Source organism: Burkholderia sp. A2, from assembly GCF_001729305.1.
In the GTDB taxonomy this organism is placed as follows: domain Bacteria; phylum Pseudomonadota; class Gammaproteobacteria; order Burkholderiales; family Burkholderiaceae; genus Burkholderia; species Burkholderia sola.
The window spans coordinates 57494-74842 of sequence record NZ_LZXX01000046.1 but is presented as its reverse complement, the minus strand read 5'-3'; the positions used below and the strand labels follow the sequence as shown (position 1 = coordinate 74842).

At 69.9% G+C, this 17349-nt stretch carries 11 protein-coding genes; 3 read left to right on the top strand and 8 right to left on the bottom strand.

Annotated elements, in window-relative coordinates; translation table 11 throughout:
* The 3 genes from A9Z05_RS03940 to A9Z05_RS03930 all read right to left on the bottom strand — a co-directional run bounded on the left by A9Z05_RS03940 (position 1) and on the right by A9Z05_RS03930 (position 4959).
* Positions 1–3138, bottom strand: coding sequence for an efflux RND transporter permease subunit (locus tag A9Z05_RS03940; protein ID WP_069616955.1), 3138 nt, complete (start codon positions 3136–3138; stop codon positions 1–3).
* Positions 3135–4259, bottom strand: a complete 1125-nt coding sequence (locus tag A9Z05_RS03935) for an efflux RND transporter periplasmic adaptor subunit (RefSeq protein ID WP_069616954.1) — start codon at positions 4257–4259, stop codon at positions 3135–3137. The genes A9Z05_RS03940 and A9Z05_RS03935 overlap by 4 nt, the downstream gene beginning before the upstream one ends.
* 82 nt (positions 4260–4341) lie before the next feature.
* Complete coding sequence (locus A9Z05_RS03930; RefSeq protein ID WP_069616953.1) at positions 4342–4959, bottom strand: TetR/AcrR family transcriptional regulator; 618 nt, start codon at positions 4957–4959, stop codon at positions 4342–4344.
* Between the two features lie 77 nt (positions 4960–5036).
* Between A9Z05_RS03930 and A9Z05_RS03925 the strand changes: the two genes are divergently transcribed.
* A complete protein-coding gene (locus A9Z05_RS03925; RefSeq protein ID WP_069616952.1) occupies positions 5037–6497 on the top strand; it encodes an efflux transporter outer membrane subunit in 1461 nt (486 codons plus the stop codon).
* 241 nt (positions 6498–6738) lie between these two features.
* Here the strand turns inward: A9Z05_RS03925 and A9Z05_RS03920 are convergent, their stop codons facing one another.
* Genes A9Z05_RS03920 through coxB form a run of 4 tightly spaced genes read right to left on the bottom strand, consistent with a single transcriptional unit; the run spans position 6739 to position 12425 of the window.
* Positions 6739–8322, bottom strand: a complete 1584-nt coding sequence (locus A9Z05_RS03920) for a cytochrome c (protein WP_069616951.1) — start codon at positions 8320–8322, stop codon at positions 6739–6741.
* The gene (locus A9Z05_RS03915; RefSeq protein WP_069616950.1) at positions 8313–8714 is read right to left on the bottom strand and encodes a cytochrome C oxidase subunit I; all 402 of its coding nucleotides are present in this window, start codon (positions 8712–8714) and stop codon (positions 8313–8315) included. Before A9Z05_RS03915 ends, A9Z05_RS03920 begins: the two co-directional genes overlap by 10 nt.
* Positions 8711–11350 carry a cytochrome c oxidase subunit I gene (gene ctaD / locus A9Z05_RS03910; protein ID WP_069616949.1) on the bottom strand — a complete coding sequence of 880 codons (2640 nt, stop codon included), beginning with the start codon at positions 11348–11350 and terminating at the stop codon, positions 8711–8713. Before ctaD ends, A9Z05_RS03915 begins: the two co-directional genes overlap by 4 nt.
* Before the next feature lie 13 nt (positions 11351–11363).
* Entirely contained in the window at positions 11364–12425 is a 1062-nt protein-coding gene (gene coxB, locus A9Z05_RS03905; protein ID WP_069616948.1) for a cytochrome c oxidase subunit II, read from the bottom strand.
* Between the two features lie 272 nt (positions 12426–12697).
* Here coxB and A9Z05_RS03900 point away from each other — a divergent pair, with 272 nt between their 5' ends.
* Together A9Z05_RS03900 and A9Z05_RS03895 are read left to right on the top strand one after the other, a co-directional pair.
* Positions 12698–13681, top strand: a complete 984-nt coding sequence (locus tag A9Z05_RS03900; RefSeq protein WP_069617016.1) for an SDR family oxidoreductase — start codon at positions 12698–12700, stop codon at positions 13679–13681.
* A 5-nt stretch (positions 13682–13686) separates the two neighbouring features.
* The gene (locus A9Z05_RS03895; RefSeq protein WP_069617015.1) at positions 13687–15465 is read left to right on the top strand and encodes a glycoside hydrolase family 15 protein; all 1779 of its coding nucleotides are present in this window, start codon (positions 13687–13689) and stop codon (positions 15463–15465) included.
* Positions 15466–15496: 31 nt separating this feature from the next.
* Here the strand turns inward: A9Z05_RS03895 and A9Z05_RS03890 are convergent, their stop codons facing one another.
* On the bottom strand, positions 15497–17332 hold the full coding sequence (locus tag A9Z05_RS03890) for a thiamine pyrophosphate-requiring protein (RefSeq protein WP_069616947.1): 1836 nt from the start codon (positions 17330–17332) through the stop codon (positions 15497–15499).
* Positions 17333–17349: the final 17 nt, after the last annotated feature.

Sequence of the window (17349 nt, the reverse complement as noted above, 5' to 3'; positions counted from 1 at the left end):
TCAATCGCGCGCGTCGAGCGCGGGCTGAAGCGCGATCTCGCCCGGCGATGCCGGTTGCAGGCCGCGATGCGAGCCGGCGGCACGGCCGGGCCCGATCCTGAACCAGATCGCGTACATCGCGGGGAGGAATACCAGCGTGAGGATCGTGCCGGCGAACGTGCCGCCGATCAGCGTGTACGCGAGCGTGCCCCAGAACACCGAATGCGTGAGCGGAATGAACGCGAGCACAGCCGCCATCGCGGTGAGGATCACCGGCCGCGCGCGCTGCACGGTCGCCTCGACGACTGCATGGAACGGATCGAGCCCGGCCTGTTCGTTCTGATGGATCTGCCCGATCAGGATCAGCGTGTTGCGCATCAGGATCCCCGACAGCGCAATGAGCCCGACCAGCGCATTGATGCCGAACGGCTGCCGGAACAGGATCAGCGTCGGCACCACGCCGATCAGCCCGAGCGGGCTCGTCATGAATACCATCACCATCGCCGAGATCGAGCGCACCTGGAAGATGATGATGACCAGCGTGATCGCGAGCATGATCGGGAACAGCGGCAGCATCGCCGTGGTCGCCTTGCCCGATTCCTCGATGGAGCCTGCTTCTTCGATCTTGTAGCCGCTCGGCAACCGCGCGACGATCGACTGTAGCTGCTTCGTGATCGCGGCCGATACGTCCGGCGGCTGCAAACCGTCGGCGATATCGCCGCGCACCGTGATCGTCGGCACGCGATCGCGCCAGCGCATGATCGGCTCCTCCATCCGCACGTCGACCTTGCCGACCTGCGACAGCGGAATGCGCTGCCCGTTCGCGCCGGCGAGCGTGAAGTCGTCGAGCCGCGCCGGGTCGAGCCGCGCATCGCCGCCCGAACGCGCGACGACCTGCACGGTCCGGATATCCTCGCGCACCGCGGTGACCGGCACGCCGGTCAGCAGGAACTGCAACTGCTGCGCGACCGCGCTGGACGTCAGCCCGACCGCCTGCAGGCGATCCTGCTGCAACGTGAAATGCAGCGTCGGCGCGCGCGTGCCCCAGTCGGCATTGACCGTGCGCATCATCGGGCTGCCGTTCATCACGTGCCCGACTGCGGACGCGATGCCGCGCAGCGTGTCCGGATCGGGGCCCGTGATCCGGTACGCGACCGGGAACGGCGAATACGGGCCGAACACGAGTTGCGTGACGCGCACGCGCGCTTCCGGCGCGAGGCCGTCGGCGACGGCGCGGCGTAGCCGTGCCTTCAACGCGTCGCGTTCGTCCTGGCTATCGGTGCGCACGACGATCTTCGCGAACGACGGATCGGGCAACTCCGGTCCCATCGCCAGATAGAAGCGCGGCGCGCCCTGGCCGACGTACGCGGTGACGATTCGCGCTTCCTTCTGCTTCGCGAGCCATGCTTCGACTTTCGACGCGGCGGCGCTCGTTTGCGAAATCGACGTGCCGTACGGCATCTGTACCTCGACGAGCACCTCGGGGCGATCGGAAATCGGGAAGAACTGTTTCTTCACGACCGCCATGCCGAGAATGGCGAGTGCAAACAGGCCGACGACGGACCCCGCGACCAGCCATTTGCGCGCGATCACGCGCGTCAGCATCTGGCGGAAGCGGTTGTAGCGGGGCGTGTCGTAGATCGCGTCGTGGCCGCCTTCGATCTTCCTGAACTCGGGCAGCATCTTCACGCCGAGGTACGGCGTGAACGCCACCGCCACGACCCACGACGCGATCAGCGCGATCCCGACGATCCAGAACATGTTGCTCGTGTATTCGCCGGCCGTGGAGCGCGCGAAGCCGTTCGGCATGAAGCCGACCGCGGTCACGAGCGTGCCGGCCAGCATCGGCGCGGCCGTATGGCTCCACGCGTAGGCCGAAGCGGCCACGCGCCCGTAGCCTTCCTCCATCTTCACGACCATCATTTCGATCGCGATGATCGCGTCGTCGACGAGCAGCCCGAGCGCGAGAATCAGCGAACCCAGCGTGATGCGGTCGAAGTTCTTGCCGGTGGCGGCCATCACGACGAACACCACGGCCAGCGTCAGCGGGACGGCCGCGGCGACGACGAGCCCCACGCGCCAGCCCATGCTGACGAAGCTCACCAGCATGACGACGAGCAGCGCGGCGAAGAACTTGACCATGAACTCGTCGACGGCCGAGCTGATGTTCACGGATTGGTCGGTGACCTTGGTCACGCTCATGCCGAGAGGCAGCTCCGCATTGATCGCGCCGACTTCGCGGTCCAGCGCGCGGCCGAGGTCGAGCCCGTTCCAGCCGTCGCGCATCACGATGCCCAGCATCAGCGCGGGTTCGCCGTTGTTGCGGATCAAGAACGTCGACGGATCTTCGTAGCCGCGCTCGACGGTCGCGATGTCCGACAGCTTCAGCGTGCGGCCCTGCGAGACGATCGGCGTGTCGCGGATCTTCTGCAGCTTGTCGAACGCGCCGTCCACGCGAATGAAGATCTCCGGCCCGCGCGTCTCGACGGAGCCGGCCGCCGTCAGCACGTTCTGGCCGTTGAGTGCGGCGAACACGTCCTGCGGGCTCACGCCGAGCGTCGCGAGCCGGTCGTGCGACAACTGCACGTAGATACGCTCGGCCTGCTCGCCGATGATGTCGACCTTCTTCACGCCCGCCACGTGCAGCAGCCGCTGGCGCAACGCTTCGGCGTCGCGCACCAGCAGGCGCTGCGGTTCGCCCCTGGCCTTCAGCGCAAACAGCGCGAACGTGACGTCCGCGTATTCGTCGTTGACCATCGGGCCGATCACGCCGGCAGGAAGGGTGGTCGCCTCGTCGCCGATCTTTTTCCGTGCCTGGTAGAACTGTTCCTGCACTTCCGACGGCGGCGTGCTGTCGAGCAGCGTCAGCGTCGTGATCGCGAGGCCCGGGCGCGTATAGGTTTCGGTGCGGTCGTACCAGCGCAGCTCCTGCATGCGCTTTTCGATCTTTTCGGCGACCTGGTCGTGCATTTCCTGCGCGGTGGCGCCCGGCCATGCGGTGATGATGGTCATCACCTTGATCGTGAACGCGGGGTCTTCCGCGCGGCCCAGCTTGAAGAACGACACGAGGCCAGCCAGCGAAATCAGGCAGATCAGGAACAGCGTGATCGCGCGCTCACGCACGGCTAGCGCGGACAGGTTGAAGCGGCGTTCGCTCACGGCCGTGCTCCTTCGCTCGCGATCGTCGCGGCCTGCGCGGCGACGCGGACCGCTTCGCCTTCGTGCAGCAGCGGGGCGCCGAGCGCGACGACGCGCTCGCCCGGTTTGAGCGTGCCGTCGCCGGACACGCGTGCGCTGTCGTCGTCGAGATGCTCGACCTTGACCGGCCGCCACGTCACCTTGGCCGGTTCGCCGGCGACGACCCACACGCCGGGCCCGTTGCCCGCGTCCAGCAGCGCGCCGATCGGCACCTGCATGCCGCGCGGCGAAGCCGTGCGCGCGTCGTCCGCGATGCGGATCGTGACGGTCGCGCCCAGCGGTGCATTGGCCAGCACGCCCTGCAGCACGTAGCGCGCTTCGAAAGTACGCGTTCTCGCGTCCGCGGTATCGGAAAGCTGGCGCAGCGTCGCGGGGACGCCGACGTCCGGCTTGCCGAACAGTCCGGCCTGTGCCGCCGACCCGATCGCCGGGCGCAGGGTTTCGGGCAACTGGATCACGGCCTCGCGGCTGCCGGCGTGCGCGAGCCGCACCACCGGTTGTCCCGCGCCGACGACCTGGCCCGGTTCCGCGAGCGTTTCCATCACCACGCCGTCGCCGTCCGCGACGAGTTGCGCATAGCCGGTCGCATTGCGCGCGACGTCGGCGTCGGCCTCGGCGGCGCTCAGTTGCGCTTTCGCGGCATCGGCCGCCGCCTTGGCCTGGTCGTACGCGGATGCCGATATCGCGCCGGTGCCGCGCAGGTCGCGGTAGCGGGCTTCGTCCTCGGCGGTCTGCCGCGCGCGGGCCCGTGCGGCGGCGACCGCCTCGTCGCGGGCGCGCGCCGCGAGCTTCAGGTCGACCGGGTCGAGTCGCATCAGCGGCTGGCCGCGCCGCACGGTTTGCCCGGTATCGACGAGCCGCTCCAGCACCTTGCCGGCTACGCGGAAGCCGAGATCGCTCTGCACGCGCGCGGCGACGGTTCCAGTGAACGAGCGGGACGCGGGAGCGGCCGCCTGCACGACGGCGGTGCGCACGAGAGGCGCCTCCGTGCGCGGGTCGGACGGCGCTTTTCCGCTGCAGGCGGCTAGCGCGACGGGCAGTGCGGAAGCGACTGCGAGGAAAGCGAGGCGACGCCGAACCATGAAAGACCCAGTGACGAAGTGAGCGGGGCTTTCATTGTGTATCTAGTGACTAATATAGTCAATAGTCACAAACGGTGACGCATCACGGCGCGAGGCTTCGGAGGACAAGGCTGGACAGTTGGGCGGGCGCGGCGTCGGTCGTGTCGAGGTTGTACTGCAGCAGCAGCGGGTTCAGGTACGGCCGCATCACGAGGTAGATCGCCGTGGCGGTTTCGTCCAGCGGGGTCTTGCGCTCGAACTCGCCGTTTTGCCGGCCTTCCTGGAGGACGTCCTGCAGCAGTTTCTGCACGCGCGCCTCGTAGGCCTGCACCGACTGCCAGTTCCCGGTCGCGGCCGATGCCGCGATGTCGTACAGCTTGCGGTCGCGGAAGAACAGCCGCAGGCTCGCTTCGGTAAAGACCTTGAACATCCGCCGCAGCTTTTCGGTGGGTAGTTCGGCCGCGGCCACGGCCGCGCGCACGTCCGTTTCGATCTCGCGCAGGCAGTTCGCGCAAATCATCTCGCCGATCGCCTGTTTCGACTCGAAGAACTTGTAGATATAGGCCTTCGAGAAGCCGATCGCCTTCGCGAGGTCCGACACGGTCGTCTTTTCGTAGCCGTACCGGCTGAAGTGCTCGGTGGCGGCGGCCACGATCTGGTCGCGGACGTCGTGGTCGGCCGGGCCGCGTGCGGGCGCCGGGGAAGAGTCGATTTTTTTCATGGGCTGCGACGGACAGGAATGTGCAACGAGTGACTATTTGGTATTATAGTCACCACCGGATTCTTGCTAACGCCCACATGCTACCCAAACCCATCGTTGCCGCGGCGCTCGCCGCCATCTTGTCGGCGGGATGCGCCGTCGGTCCCGACTATGTGCGGCCGGACGTGGCGATGCCGGAGCAGTTCCACGGGCAGCGCGCCGTGGGCCAGCGCCACGCGGCGGCCGACGCCGATCTCGCGACATGGTGGACGGGCTTCGGCGATCCGCAACTGACGCGATACATCACGCTGGCGCTCGCCCAGAACCTCGATCTTGCGCAGGCCGCGGCGCGCGTCGCGCAGGCGCACGCGGGGCTCGGTGCGGCGAATGCGGCGCTGCTGCCGTCCGGCAATGTGAGCGGCCAGGCCGCGCGCGTCTATCAGTCGGTCGAAACGCCGTTGGGGCAGGTGTTGAATGCGACGCCCGGTTTCGACCGTCATGGCAACGACTACGAGGCCGATCTCAACGCAAGCTGGGAGCTGGACGTATTCGGCGGATTACGCCGCGGCCGCGAAGCGGCGCTCGCCGACTATCAGGCATCCGAAGCGGCGGCGGTCGCGACGCGGCTCGCCGTCGCCGCGCAAACCGCGGATACCTACATCACGATTCGCGGGTTGCAGGGCCGCCTCGACGTCGCGCGGCGCCAGGTGCGGACCGAGCAGGATCTGCTGTCGACGCTCAACCTGCTCTACGGGAAGGGTCTCGCGGCGGAGCTTCAGGTGAGGCAGGCCGAAGGCGCGCTTGCCCAGGTTCGCGCGACGGTGCCGGTGCTCGAAGCGGCGCTGGACGCGGCGATGAATGCGCTCGACGTGATGCTCGGCGCGCAGCCCGGCACGCATCGCGCGGCATTGCTTGCCGGCGGCGACGTACCGGTCGCGCCGCGGATCGCGGCCACGGGCACGCCCGGCGAACTGCTGCGGCGCCGGCCCGACCTGATTGTCGCCGAGCGGCGCGTGGCGGCGTCGAACGCGCGCATCGGCGTGGCCATCGCCGAGTATTACCCGAAGTTCTCGCTGGGCGGACTGCTCGGCAGCGCGACGACGATGGGCGCGGGCAACCTGTTTGCCGGCGGCGCGAACCAAGCGGCGGGCGTGCTCGGCCTGCGCTGGCGCCTGTTCGACTTCGGCCGGATCAATGCACAGATCGCGCAAGCGAAAGGGCAGGATGCCGAAATGCTGGCCGCGTATCGGCTCGCGGCACTGCACGCGACCGAGGACGTCGAAAATGCGTTCTCGGCGCTCGTCAAGCGTGACGAGCAGGCGGCCATTCTCGGCGACGGCGTGAATTCGCTCGGCCGCGCGCGGACCGCATCGTTTGCGGCTTACCAGAAAGGGGTGGTCAGCCTGATCGAAGTGTTGCAGGCCGACGAAAGCCTGCTGCGCGCATCGGACGAACGCGTGCAGGCGCGAACGGAAGCGGCGCGCGCGGCGGTCGCCGCGTTCAAGGCGCTCGGCGGCGGGTGGCAGGCGCCGGAAGCGCAGGCTGTTGCGAGCCGGTAGCGGTGGCGTCGAAACTGCAACGATCATGAAGGTCGTCGCCGCGTTGGGATTGCATCCGACCGTTGCGCCGTCCACGCAGGCCACCGAAGCGGCACCCGCACCGGAGCCGACGTCGCGCACGCGTTCGCCCGCACGTGCGGCGGCCCACGGGTGATGTCGTCAGGCCCGGCTGAAACTTTCGCGCCGGGCCCGCCCGTATGGATCCCGCCGGCATCGCGCGGTGCCCCCGCGCGACACGCGGCTACCGCTTGATCGCCCCCCGCAACCGCCGCACATCCTGCTCCGACACAGGCGCCGCCCGATTCCCCCACGCACCGCGCACGTAGCTGACCACCGCCGCGATCTCGCCGCTCGTCAGCGCGCCGCGCATCGCCGGCATCCGCTGCACCGGCCCCGGTTTGCCGGGCGTGGGCTGCACACCTTCGACCACGATCCGGATCGTGCTCGTCGGATCGGCCGCCGCGACGATCGAACTGCCCGCGAGCGCCGGCCCGTGATCAGGTACGCCTTTACCGTCGGCGCCATGGCAGCGTGCACAGAACCCCGCATACACGCCGGCCCCCGGCGCCTGCTGGCCGCCTTCCGGACGCGGGCCGGCAACGGTCAGCCGCGGGACACCGACACCGAGCGGATTCGTTGCGGCAGTCGGTTGCGCGGGCAACGATTTCAGGTACACGGCGATCGCGTGGCGATCGGCATCCGTCAGCAGCGCCGTGCTTTCGCCGACGACCGGCGCCATCGCGCCGAATACCGCGCCGCGCGCCGCATGGCCGCTGCGCAGGAACGCGGCGATGTCGTCGGCCGACCAGCGGCCGAGGCCGTCCGGCGCTGCGCCGGTCAGGTTCGGCGCGAACCAGTGGTCGTTGATGCCGCCGGTCAGGAACGCGGGGCTGCGCTCGTCGTAGCCGCGTTCGTTGTAGGCCGGGCCGCGTGGCGTATGGCATGCGCCGCAATGGCCGAGCCCCTGCACGAGATACGCGCCGCGATTCCATTCCGCCGATTGCGACGGCTGCGGCGTGAACCGGTCGCGGTTCGCGAACACGAGGCTCCACAGCCCGAGCGCCCAGCGCTGGTTGAACGGAAACGGCAGTTGCGTGAGTTTCGCCGCATTCGCGGACGGCGCGACGCCGCGCATGAAATACGCATACAGCGCGCGCACGTCGTCGTCGCTCAGGTGCGCGAACGACGGGTACGGCATTGCCGGATACAGCCGGCTGCCGTCCGCGCGCACGCCGCGCCGCATGGCATCGTCGAATTGCCGTAGCGTGTAGTTGCCTATGCCGTGCGTCGGGTCCGGTGTGATGTTCGGCGCATAGATCGGCCCGAACGGCGAATTCACCGGCTGCCCGCCCGCGTACGGCGTATGGTCGGCCGCGTCGTGGCACGCGGCGCAATCGCCGGCGAGCGCGAGATAGCGGCCGCGCGCGATCGTCGCGGCGTCGGCGCTCGCGGCCGCCGCCGCGATGACCGGGCGGCGGGCGGTCGAAGCGGAAGCGGCGTCGGGCGGCGGGGTGGATGCCGCGGACGATGTCGCATCCGCCACCGATGCATCCCGGTCGCGTGACAGCCGACGGTCGTTCTGCACGCGCGCGGACATCGACGCGCCGGCATCGGCCGCCGACGCGCGAATCCGCACGAACCGCCAGCCCGACGCGGGCTCGGGCGCTTCAGCCGCCGACGCGGCGCCGGCCGTGCCGCTGCCCGCGGCCGCGTTGTCGTCCTGCCGCCCGTCGCACGCGCAGAGCGCGACGCATACCGCGAACGCGCCTCCCGCGCGGCGGCCCGGAACGCGGAACGGGAACGAAGCGAACGGGATCAGCGCCATGGACTGCAAGGCCCCACGAAAGCGGTGACGATCCCCGTAAACACCAGACCGATCACGAAACCGAGCGCCGCGAGCATGCCGCAGCGCGCGAGAAAGCGCGTACTGCCGTCGCGCGTCACGGCACGCGCATCGGCATCGTGCCGGCGCCGCCACACGCGTGCGAGCCAGGTCGCGCAGGCCGCGGCCAGCGCGAACGCGCCCGCGGCGATCAGCGCGAGCCACGCGCCGACGTGCGCCCAGCGCGGCGCGGCCTGCGCGACACCGAGCGGATAGCACGCCGTGGACGCGAGCGTCTCCGACACCAGCATCTGCGCGAACCACAGCGCGGGCGCGCCGACGAGGCCGGCCGCGATCGCGAGCAGCGGCGTCCACGCGCGTCGGGCGTCGTTCATCCGGTGCTCCTCAGCCAGAACGGCGATACGTACAGCGCAGTGAAGATGAACAGCCACACGATGTCGACGAAGTGCCAGTAGAGCCCGCCGACCGTCAGCGCGACGCGTCGCTCGCGGCCGAAGAACCCGGCGGCCGTCCACGCGGCGAGCAGTGCGAGGATCGCGAGACCGGCCACGACGTGCGCGAGGTGGAACCCGGTGATCGTGAAGTAGAGGCTGCCGTACAGATGCGCGGTCGGGCCGTACGGGTGATCGCGCCATTCGTGCAGCTGAACCAGCGCGAACGCGGTGCCGAGCGCCAGCGCGACGACGAGCAGCGCGACCGCGCGCGCCTGCCGGCCGGCCCGCACCGCCCGCTCGGCGAGCCATACGAACACGCTGCTCGACAGCAACACGACCGTGTTGACGGCCGCGAGCCCGATCTTCGGCATTCCTTCGGGCGGCCACGGCGCGGACCACTGCGACTGCAGGTAGAAGTAGCAGAACAGCAGGTAGCCGAACAGCCCGGCCTCGGTCACGATCAGCGTGAGCACGCCCCACCAGCCGCCTGCACGTTCGCCGCAACTGCCGACCGGCAGCGGCTCGATGCACGCGGCCGGCGCGGCTGCCGGCGCCGTCGCGGACGGCGGTTCGTCCGGATGAAGCCCGGCGGCCGCGGCGGGCGCCTGCGTGTCGGCGCGGGCCGGCAGGCGCACGCGTTGTCCGAGTTCGCGGCGCGGCCACAGCCACGCGGCGGTGGCGATCGCGCAACCGGCGACGGCCACGCAGACGAGCGTCGGCGAGCGCGCGAGCATCGCCGCGAACACGGCGGTCGCGAGCAGCGCGAGCACGAACGGCACGCAACTGTCTTCGGGCATCTTCAGGATCGCGCTCGGCGCGGCGGCGAGCGGCGTGACCGCGAGCGCCTCGCGCCCGTCCGCGAGCCGGTAGCCGACTCGCAGGCTGGTGCGCGCCGGATCGTCGCGCGTTTCCCACAGCGGATGCCGCGACGCGACGAGCGGCAGCACCGCGAAGTTGTACACGGGCGTCGGCGACGCGACCGACCACTCGAGGCCGGCCGCGCCCCACGGATTCTCGCTGGCGCGCACGCCGCGCCGCGCGCTCACCAGCGCGTTGACGACGAACATCGCGATGCCGATCCCGAACACGAACGAGCCGATCGTCGTCAGCAGGTTCGACGTGTCCCAACCCATTCCCGATGGATAGGTATAGATGCGGCGCGGCATCCCGAGCAGCCCGGAAATATGCATCGGGAAGAAGCCGAGGTTGAAGCCGATCAGCACGACCCAGAAGGTCCAGCGGCCGAACCGTTCGTTCATCATCCGCCCGGTGAATTTCGGGAACCAGTACGCGACGCCGCCGAGCACCGGAAACACGTTGATGCCGAGCAGCACGTAGTGCAGGTGCGCGACGACGAAGTACGTATCGGTGAGCTGCCAGTCGAGCGGCACGGCCGCGGTCATCACGCCGGACACGCCGCCGATCACGAACATCAGCACGAAGCCAGCGAAATACAGGAACGGCGTGCGGAACACGGGGCGGCCGGTCCAGATCGTCGCGATCCACGCGAACACCGCGACCGCGCTCGGAATCGAAATCAGCATGCTCGCGGCGCCGAAGAACGCGAGCGCGAGCGGCGCGATGCCCGTCGCGAACATATGGTGGACCCACACCTCGAAGCCGATCAGCATCGTCGCCACCGTCGACACGGCGACGGCCTCGTATGCGACGAGCGGACGCCGGCAGAAGGTCGGCAGCGCGTCCGACACGATCCCCATCGCCGGCAGCACGACCACGTAGACCCACGGATGCGCGAACATCCAGAACAGGTGCTGCCACAACAGCGGACGGCCGCCGTGCGCGACGTCGAAGAAATGCGTGCCGGCATTGCGGTCGAGCCACAGCAGCAGGAACGCGAGGCTCACCGACGGCACCGCGACCAGGTTGGCGACTGACGCGGTCAGCGTGCCCCACACGATGATCGGCACGCGATCGATCGACATGCCGTGCGCGCGCATCCGCAGCAGCGTGACGACGAAGTTCGCGGCGCCGCCGGTCGTCGAGATGCCGAGCAGGATCATCCCGAGCGCGTAGATGTCGATGTTCGCGCCGGCGCTGTAGTCGAGCGACGTGAGCGGCACGTAATTGAACCAGCCGCCGTCCGGCACCGCGCCGAGCGGAAAGCTCGCGTACAGGAACAGCCCGGCGAACAGGAACGACCAGTACGAGAACGCGTTCAGCCGCGGGAAAGCCATGTCGCGCGAGCCGAGCATCAGCGGCCACAGATAGTTCGCGAAGCCGGACAGCACGGGTAGCGCGTACAGGAAGATCATCGTGACGCCGTGCATCGTGAACAGCGAATCGTATTGCGCGGGCGTGAGCAGCGTCGCGTTCGGCCGCGCGAGCTGGATGCGCATCACGAGCGCCTCGACGCCGCCGAGCAGCAGGAACGCGAACGCGGTGACGATGTAGCGCAGCCCGATGCGCTTGTGATCGACGGTGCCGAGCCAGCCGCGCCAGCCGGGTTCCGATTCCCACAGCTCGGCCAGCGCGCGTTCGTGCGGGGAGCCGGGCGGCGCTTCGCCGAGATCGGGTACGCGGCTGAGCGGGGCGGGCGTGTCGCGGGCAATGGCCATCGGCATCCTCGGTTCAGTGCAGCGTCGCGAGATACGCGGCGAGATCGTCGGCGTCGCGCGGCGCGAGCGCGATCGACGGCATCAGCGATTGCGGTTTGATTTGCTGCGCATGCGCGATCCAGCGGCGCAGGTTGTCGGGCGTGTTGTCGAGCGTGCCGGCCGCGAGCAGCCGGCGCGTGCCGACGTGCGTGAGATCGGGGCCGGCATCGCCCGTCGCGTCGGTGCCGCGCACCGCGTGGCAGCCCGCGCAGCGCGCGGCGAACACGCGCTGGCCGCGGCGCTCGGCGCCGGCGCCCGCCGCGGGTGCTGGGGCCGGTTGCCGCTGCGCGGCGAGCCACGCACGAAACGCGTCGGGCGGCTCGGCGACGACTTCGAACGCCATGTGCGCATGCTGCGCGCCGCAGTATTGCGAGCATTGGCCGCGGTAGACGCCGGGCCGGTCGGCCTGCAGCCATTGGCGGTTCGTCTGGCCGGGAATCGTCTGCGTCTTGCCGGCGAGTTGCGGCACCCAGAACGCATGGATCACGTCGGCGCTCTTCAGCTCGATCGCGACCGGCTCGCCCACCGGAATATGGATCTCGTTCGCCGTGACGAAGCCCGGGCCGCCTGCCTCGTCCGGATAACGAACGGCCCACCACCAGTCTTGCGCGGTCACGGTGATCGTCAGTGCGGGCGGACGCGGCGGCGCCGCGATCGCGCCCAGCACGCGCAGCATGTACACGAGCGCGCCGAACAGCAGCAGGATCGAGATCGCGGTGCCGACGGTCACGATCGTCAGCCCGCTGCCGTAGCCGCCGCCCGCGTGCGCGCGACGGCGAAACAGCGCGATCAGCAGCAGCACCGCGATCGCGACGCAGACGAACGTGCACAGCGCGAGCAATGCCCACCCGAGCACGAAGACCGGCTGCGCGGCGGGGCCCGCCGCGTGGATCACGTACGCGAGCGGTAGCGGCGCGGCCGGATCGCCGGGGGCGGCACGCTCGGTGGCCGCGCGCGCGACCATCGGCCCGACCGCCCAAGCGAACGGCGCGATGCATGCGATACGACACGTTTTCCTGGACGACGGGACGAGCAACGCGACTCCTTGCCGCGTTCGGCGGCGACGACAACCGTTCGCGGCCGAGCAAGTTTCGTGCGCGCCGGGCTCGCTCCTGGGCAGCCTGGAGGGGGCGAAACTGCGCGCGCAACGGCCGTTGCGTTACAGCCGGCTTGTAAATTGGGCGGCCGTTCACGACCATTGCCGCAGCGATGCGGCCCGCCTGGACGACGGCATACCGTTTGCTGCGCCGATCGTGTTCCGGCACGCCGCGGCGTGCCGCCCTCATCGCAAAATGGGAGGAACCGACCGTGAAGACCGTCGCGATCACCGGCGCGAGCGCCGGCGTCGGCCGCGCGAGCGCCCACGCGTTTGCGCGGCTCGGCGCGAACGTCGCGCTGCTCGCTCGCGATCCTCGCGCGCTGGACGACACCGCGAGCGAGGTGCGCGCGTATGGCGTCCGGGCGCTGCCGATCGCCGTCGACGTCAGCGACGCGGCCGCGCTCGACGCGGCGGCCGAGCGGATCGAACACGAACTCGGGCCGCTCGACGTGTGGGTCAACAACGCGATGGTCACCGTGTTCGCGCCGTTCGACGAAATCTCGCCGGAAGACTATGCGCGCGTAACGGCCGTCACCTACCTCGGTTACGTGTACGGCACGCGGGCCGCGCTCGCGCGAATGGTCCCGCGCAACCGCGGCACGATCGTGCAGGTCGGCTCGGCGCTCGCGTACCGGTCGATTCCGCTACAGACGCCGTACTGCGGCGCGAAACACGCGATCCGCGGCTTCACCGACGCGCTGCGCTGCGAGCTGCTGCATGCGCGCAGCCGCGTGCGCGTGACGATGGTGCAACTGCCCGCGATCGACACGCCGCAGTTCGACTGGGCCGAATCGGTGCTGCCGCACGCACCGCGTCCGGTCGCGCCGGTCTATGCGCCGGAAGTGGCGGCCGATGCGATCGTGCACGCCGTCCGGCATCCGTGCCGCGAGCGCTGGGTCGGTTGGTCGTCGCTCGCGGCGATCGTCGCGAACGGCCTCGCGCCCGGCTGCTTCGATCGCTATCTCGCGCGCACCGCCGTGCGCGGCCAGCAGCGCGCGGCGCCGGCCGGCCCGCGCGTGTCGAATCTGTGGGCCCCCGTGCCGGGCCGGCACGCGACGCGCGGCGCGTTCACCGACGAAGCGCGCCGCACGGGTGCCGAGGCCGGGCTCGGCGCGTCGCGCGCGCTCGCGTTCGGCGCGGCCGTCGCGCTGCTCGCCGGCGCGTTTGCCGCCGTGCGCAAACGGAGCCGGTGAACGCGATGCGGATCGAGGATTACGCGCTCGTCGGCGACGGCCGCAGCGCGGCGCTCGTCGCGCGGGACGGCAGCATCGACTGGCTGTGCTGGCCGGATTTCGATTCGCCGCCGTGTTTCGCCGCGCTCGTCGGTACGCCGGACAACGGCCGGTTCCGGATTGCGCCGCGCGAGCAGGATGCCCGCACGACACGCCGCTATCTGCCGCGCACCGCGATCCTCGAAACGACGTTCGAAACGTCGTCGGGCTGCATCTCGATTACCGACTGGATGAGCTGGAACGCGCGCGATCCGTGCCTGATCCGCAGCGTGAGCGGCGAGCGCGGGACGGTCGATGTCGATGTCGATCTCGGCGTGCGCTTCGATTACGGCAACGCGCTGCCGTGGTGCCGGCCTTTCGGCCGCCGCTGGCGGATGATGACGGGCGGCGATGCGATGTGGCTCGACACCGATGCGCGGCTCGACGTGCAGAGCGACCGGCTGGTCGGCACACGACGGATCGCGGCGGGCGAGCGGGTGGATTTCTGCATCAGTTATGCGCGCTCGTTCGACCCGGCGCCGGCCGTGCCCGGTGCATACGCATCGTTGCACGATACGCAGGTGTTCTGGCGCGGCTGGTCGGATTGCAACGCCGCCGAAGGCCCGTATCGCGACGCGATCGAGCGCGCACTGATCACGGTGAAGCTGCTGTCGAGCGTGCGCACCGGCGGCATCGTCGCGGCGCCGACCAGTTCGTTGCCCGAGCGCTTCGGCGGCGCGCGCAACTGGGACTACCGGTTCTGCTGGCTGCGCGATGCGAGTTTCACGTTGCGCGCGCTGGTGCGCTGCGGCTATCGCGACGAAGCCGCGCGCTGGCGCGACTGGCTCGTGCGTGCGATCGCCGATCATCCGTCGCAACTGCAGGTGCTGTATGCAGCCGACGGCGGCCGGCGCGCGGCCGAGTGGGACGCCGTGCATCTGGCCGGCTACGAAGGTGCGCGGCCGGTGCGCTTCGGCAACGCCGCAGCCGACCAGTTGCAACTCGACGTGTACGGCGAGGTGCTCGGCGCGCTGTACCACGCGCGCCGGCATGGGCTGCCGCCCGACGACGACGCGTGGGTGCTGGAGCGGCGCCTGCTCGAACATCTGGCGACGATCTGGCGCGAGCCGGACGAAGGCATCTGGGAAGTGCGCAGCGGCCGGCATCCGTTCACGTCGTCGAAGGTAATGGTGTGGGCCGCGGTCGAAAGCGCGTACCGCTCCGCGCGCGCCTTCGGCCACCACGCGCCGCTCGACGTGTGGCGGCGCTGGGCCGACGCGGTGCGTGCGGAGGTGCTCGAGCGCGGCTATCACGCCACACTCGGCCGCTTCGTCGATCGCTTCGACGGCGACGGCATCGACGTCAGCCTGTTGCTGATTCCGTTGACGGGGATGCTCGATGCGTCCGACCCGCGCGTCGCCGCGACGGTCGCCGCGATCGAGCGCGAGCTGATGGACGACGGCTTGCCATTCCGCTATCGGCCGCCGCGTTTCGAGGACGGCTGCGAAGGCGACGAAGGCGCGTTTGTCGCGGCCGGCTTCTGGCTCGTGCAGGTGTACCGGATGCAAGGGCGCGACGACGACGCGCACGCGCTGTTCGAGCGGCTGCTCGGCCTGCGCAACGACGTCGGGCTGCTGGCCGAGGAATATGACGTGAAGGCGCGGCGGATGTGCGGAAATTTTCCGTTCACGCTCGCGCAGGTCGGGCTCGTGAACGCGGCGCTCGCGCTGCAGGGCGACGGGCGCGACGACGTCGACATCGGCTAGGGTGTCGCGCCGTCCCGCACGCGCCGCTTGCTTACGATTCGCTTTTCCCTCCCTTGCCGCGCTTGTCGCCGTGTTCGCCATTGCCGGGCAGCACGGCCGACAACACCTGCCGCGCGGTCTCGACGATCACGTTGCCCTCGCGCGGATCGCCTTTCACCAGGGTTTCGGCGAAATGCTTCGCCTGCTGCAGCGTCACGTGCGGCGGCAGCGGCGGCACCTCGGGGTCGCTCTTCACCTCGAGTACGACCGGCCGGTCGGACGCGAGCGCTTCGTCCCACGCGGCGCCGAGCTGGTCCGGATCGTCGACGTAGATGCCCTTGAGGCCGAGCAGCGTCGCGAAGCGGTAGTACGGCACGTTCGGGATCTGCTGCGATGCGTCGAACTTCGGGTCGCCTTCCATCACGCGCTGCTCCCACGTGACCTGGTTCAGGTCCTCGTTGTTCAGCACCATGCAGATCCAGCGCGGGTCGGGCCACTGGCGCCAGTATTTCGCGACGGTGATCAGCTCGGCCATGTTGTTCATCTGCATCGCGCCGTCGCCGACCATCGCGATCACCGGGCGCACCGGATGCGCGAACTTCGCGGCGATCGCGTAGGGGACCGCGGCGCCCATCGACGCGAGCCCGCCGGACAGCGAGCCCATCATCCCGCGCCGCATCATCAGGTCGCGCGCATACCAGTTCGCGCAGGAGCCCGAATCGCTCGTCAGGATCACGTCGTCGGGCAGGCGCGGCGACAGTTCGGTAAACGCGCGCTGCGGGTTCACGCCGCGCCCCGCGCTGGCCTTCGCGGCCGCGCGCGCCGCGAGCGTGTCGTGCCAGTCGTGGTTCCATTTCGCGATCCGGTCGCGCCATGCGGTGTCGCGACGCTCGTTCAGGAGCGGCAGCAGCGCGCGCAGCGTCTCGGCGCTGTCGCCGACCAGATTGACTTCCATCGGGTAGCGCAGGCTCAGCATGTCGGCCTTCAGGTCGATCTGCACGCCGCGCGCCTGGCCTTCCTTCGGCAGGAATTCCGAATACGGAAAACCGGAGCCGACGACCAGCAGCGTGTCGCATTCGGTCATCAGCTCGTAGCTCGGCTTGGTGCCGAGCAGCCCGATCGAGCCGGTGACCCACGGCAGATCGTCCGGCAGCGCGGCCTTGCCGAGCAGCGCTTTCGCGGCGCCAGCGCCGAGCCGGTCGGCCACCGCGATGACCTCGTCGGTCGCCTTCAGCGCGCCGGCGCCGACCAGCAGCGCGACTTTCGACCCCGCGTTGAGCACGTCGGCCGCGCGTCGCAGGTCGTCCGCATACGGCACGACTTTCGGCGCGGTATAGCCGACCCCCGAATGCACCGTGCCGTGCGCGCGCTTCGGCGGCGCGTAGTCGAGTTCCTGCAGATCGTTCGGCAGCACGAGCGCGGTGACCGTGCGCGCACCGAGCGCGGTGCGCACCGCGCGGTCCACCAGATGGCGCACCTGGCCCGGCACCGTCGCAAGCTGAACGAATGCGCCTGCAACGTCCTTGAAAAGCGCCGGAAGGTCCACCTCCTGCTGGTAGTGGCCGCCGAGCGCCGCGCGCGCCTGCTGGCCGACGATCGCGAGCACCGGCATGTGGTCGAGCCGCGCGTCGTAGAGGCCCGTCACGAGGTGCGCGGCGCCGGGGCCAGACGTCGCGACGCACACGCCCAGCTCGCCTGTAAATTTTGCATGCGCGGACGCCATGAAGGCCGCCATCTCCTCGTGGCGAGCCTGGACGAACTCGATCTTGCCGTCCGCGCGGTTCAGCGCGCCGAAAAAGCCGTTGATGCCGTCGCCGGGGTAGCCGTAGATGCGGCGCACGCCCCAGTCGTACAGCCGCTCGACGATGAAATCCGCCACTGTCGCCATGCCGTTTCTCCTTGGTT

Bases quoted from the DNA above. Each gene is read 5' to 3' on its own strand.
- A9Z05_RS03935 (WP_069616954.1), bottom strand. From the start codon at position 4,259: ATGGTTCGGCGTCGCCTCGCTTTCCTCGCAGTCGCTTCCGCACTGCCC.
- A9Z05_RS03930 (WP_069616953.1), bottom strand. From the start codon at position 4,959: ATGAAAAAAATCGACTCTTCCCCGGCGCCCGCACGCGGCCCGGCCGAC.
- A9Z05_RS03925 (WP_069616952.1), top strand. From the start codon at position 5,037: ATGCTACCCAAACCCATCGTTGCCGCGGCGCTCGCCGCCATCTTGTCG.
- A9Z05_RS03920 (WP_069616951.1), bottom strand. From the start codon at position 8,322: ATGGCGCTGATCCCGTTCGCTTCGTTCCCGTTCCGCGTTCCGGGCCGC.
- A9Z05_RS03915 (WP_069616950.1), bottom strand. From the start codon at position 8,714: ATGAACGACGCCCGACGCGCGTGGACGCCGCTGCTCGCGATCGCGGCC.
- ctaD (WP_069616949.1), bottom strand. From the start codon at position 11,350: ATGGCCATTGCCCGCGACACGCCCGCCCCGCTCAGCCGCGTACCCGAT.
- A9Z05_RS03895 (WP_069617015.1), top strand. From the start codon at position 13,687: ATGCGGATCGAGGATTACGCGCTCGTCGGCGACGGCCGCAGCGCGGCG.
- A9Z05_RS03890 (WP_069616947.1), bottom strand. From the start codon at position 17,332: ATGGCGACAGTGGCGGATTTCATCGTCGAGCGGCTGTACGACTGGGGC.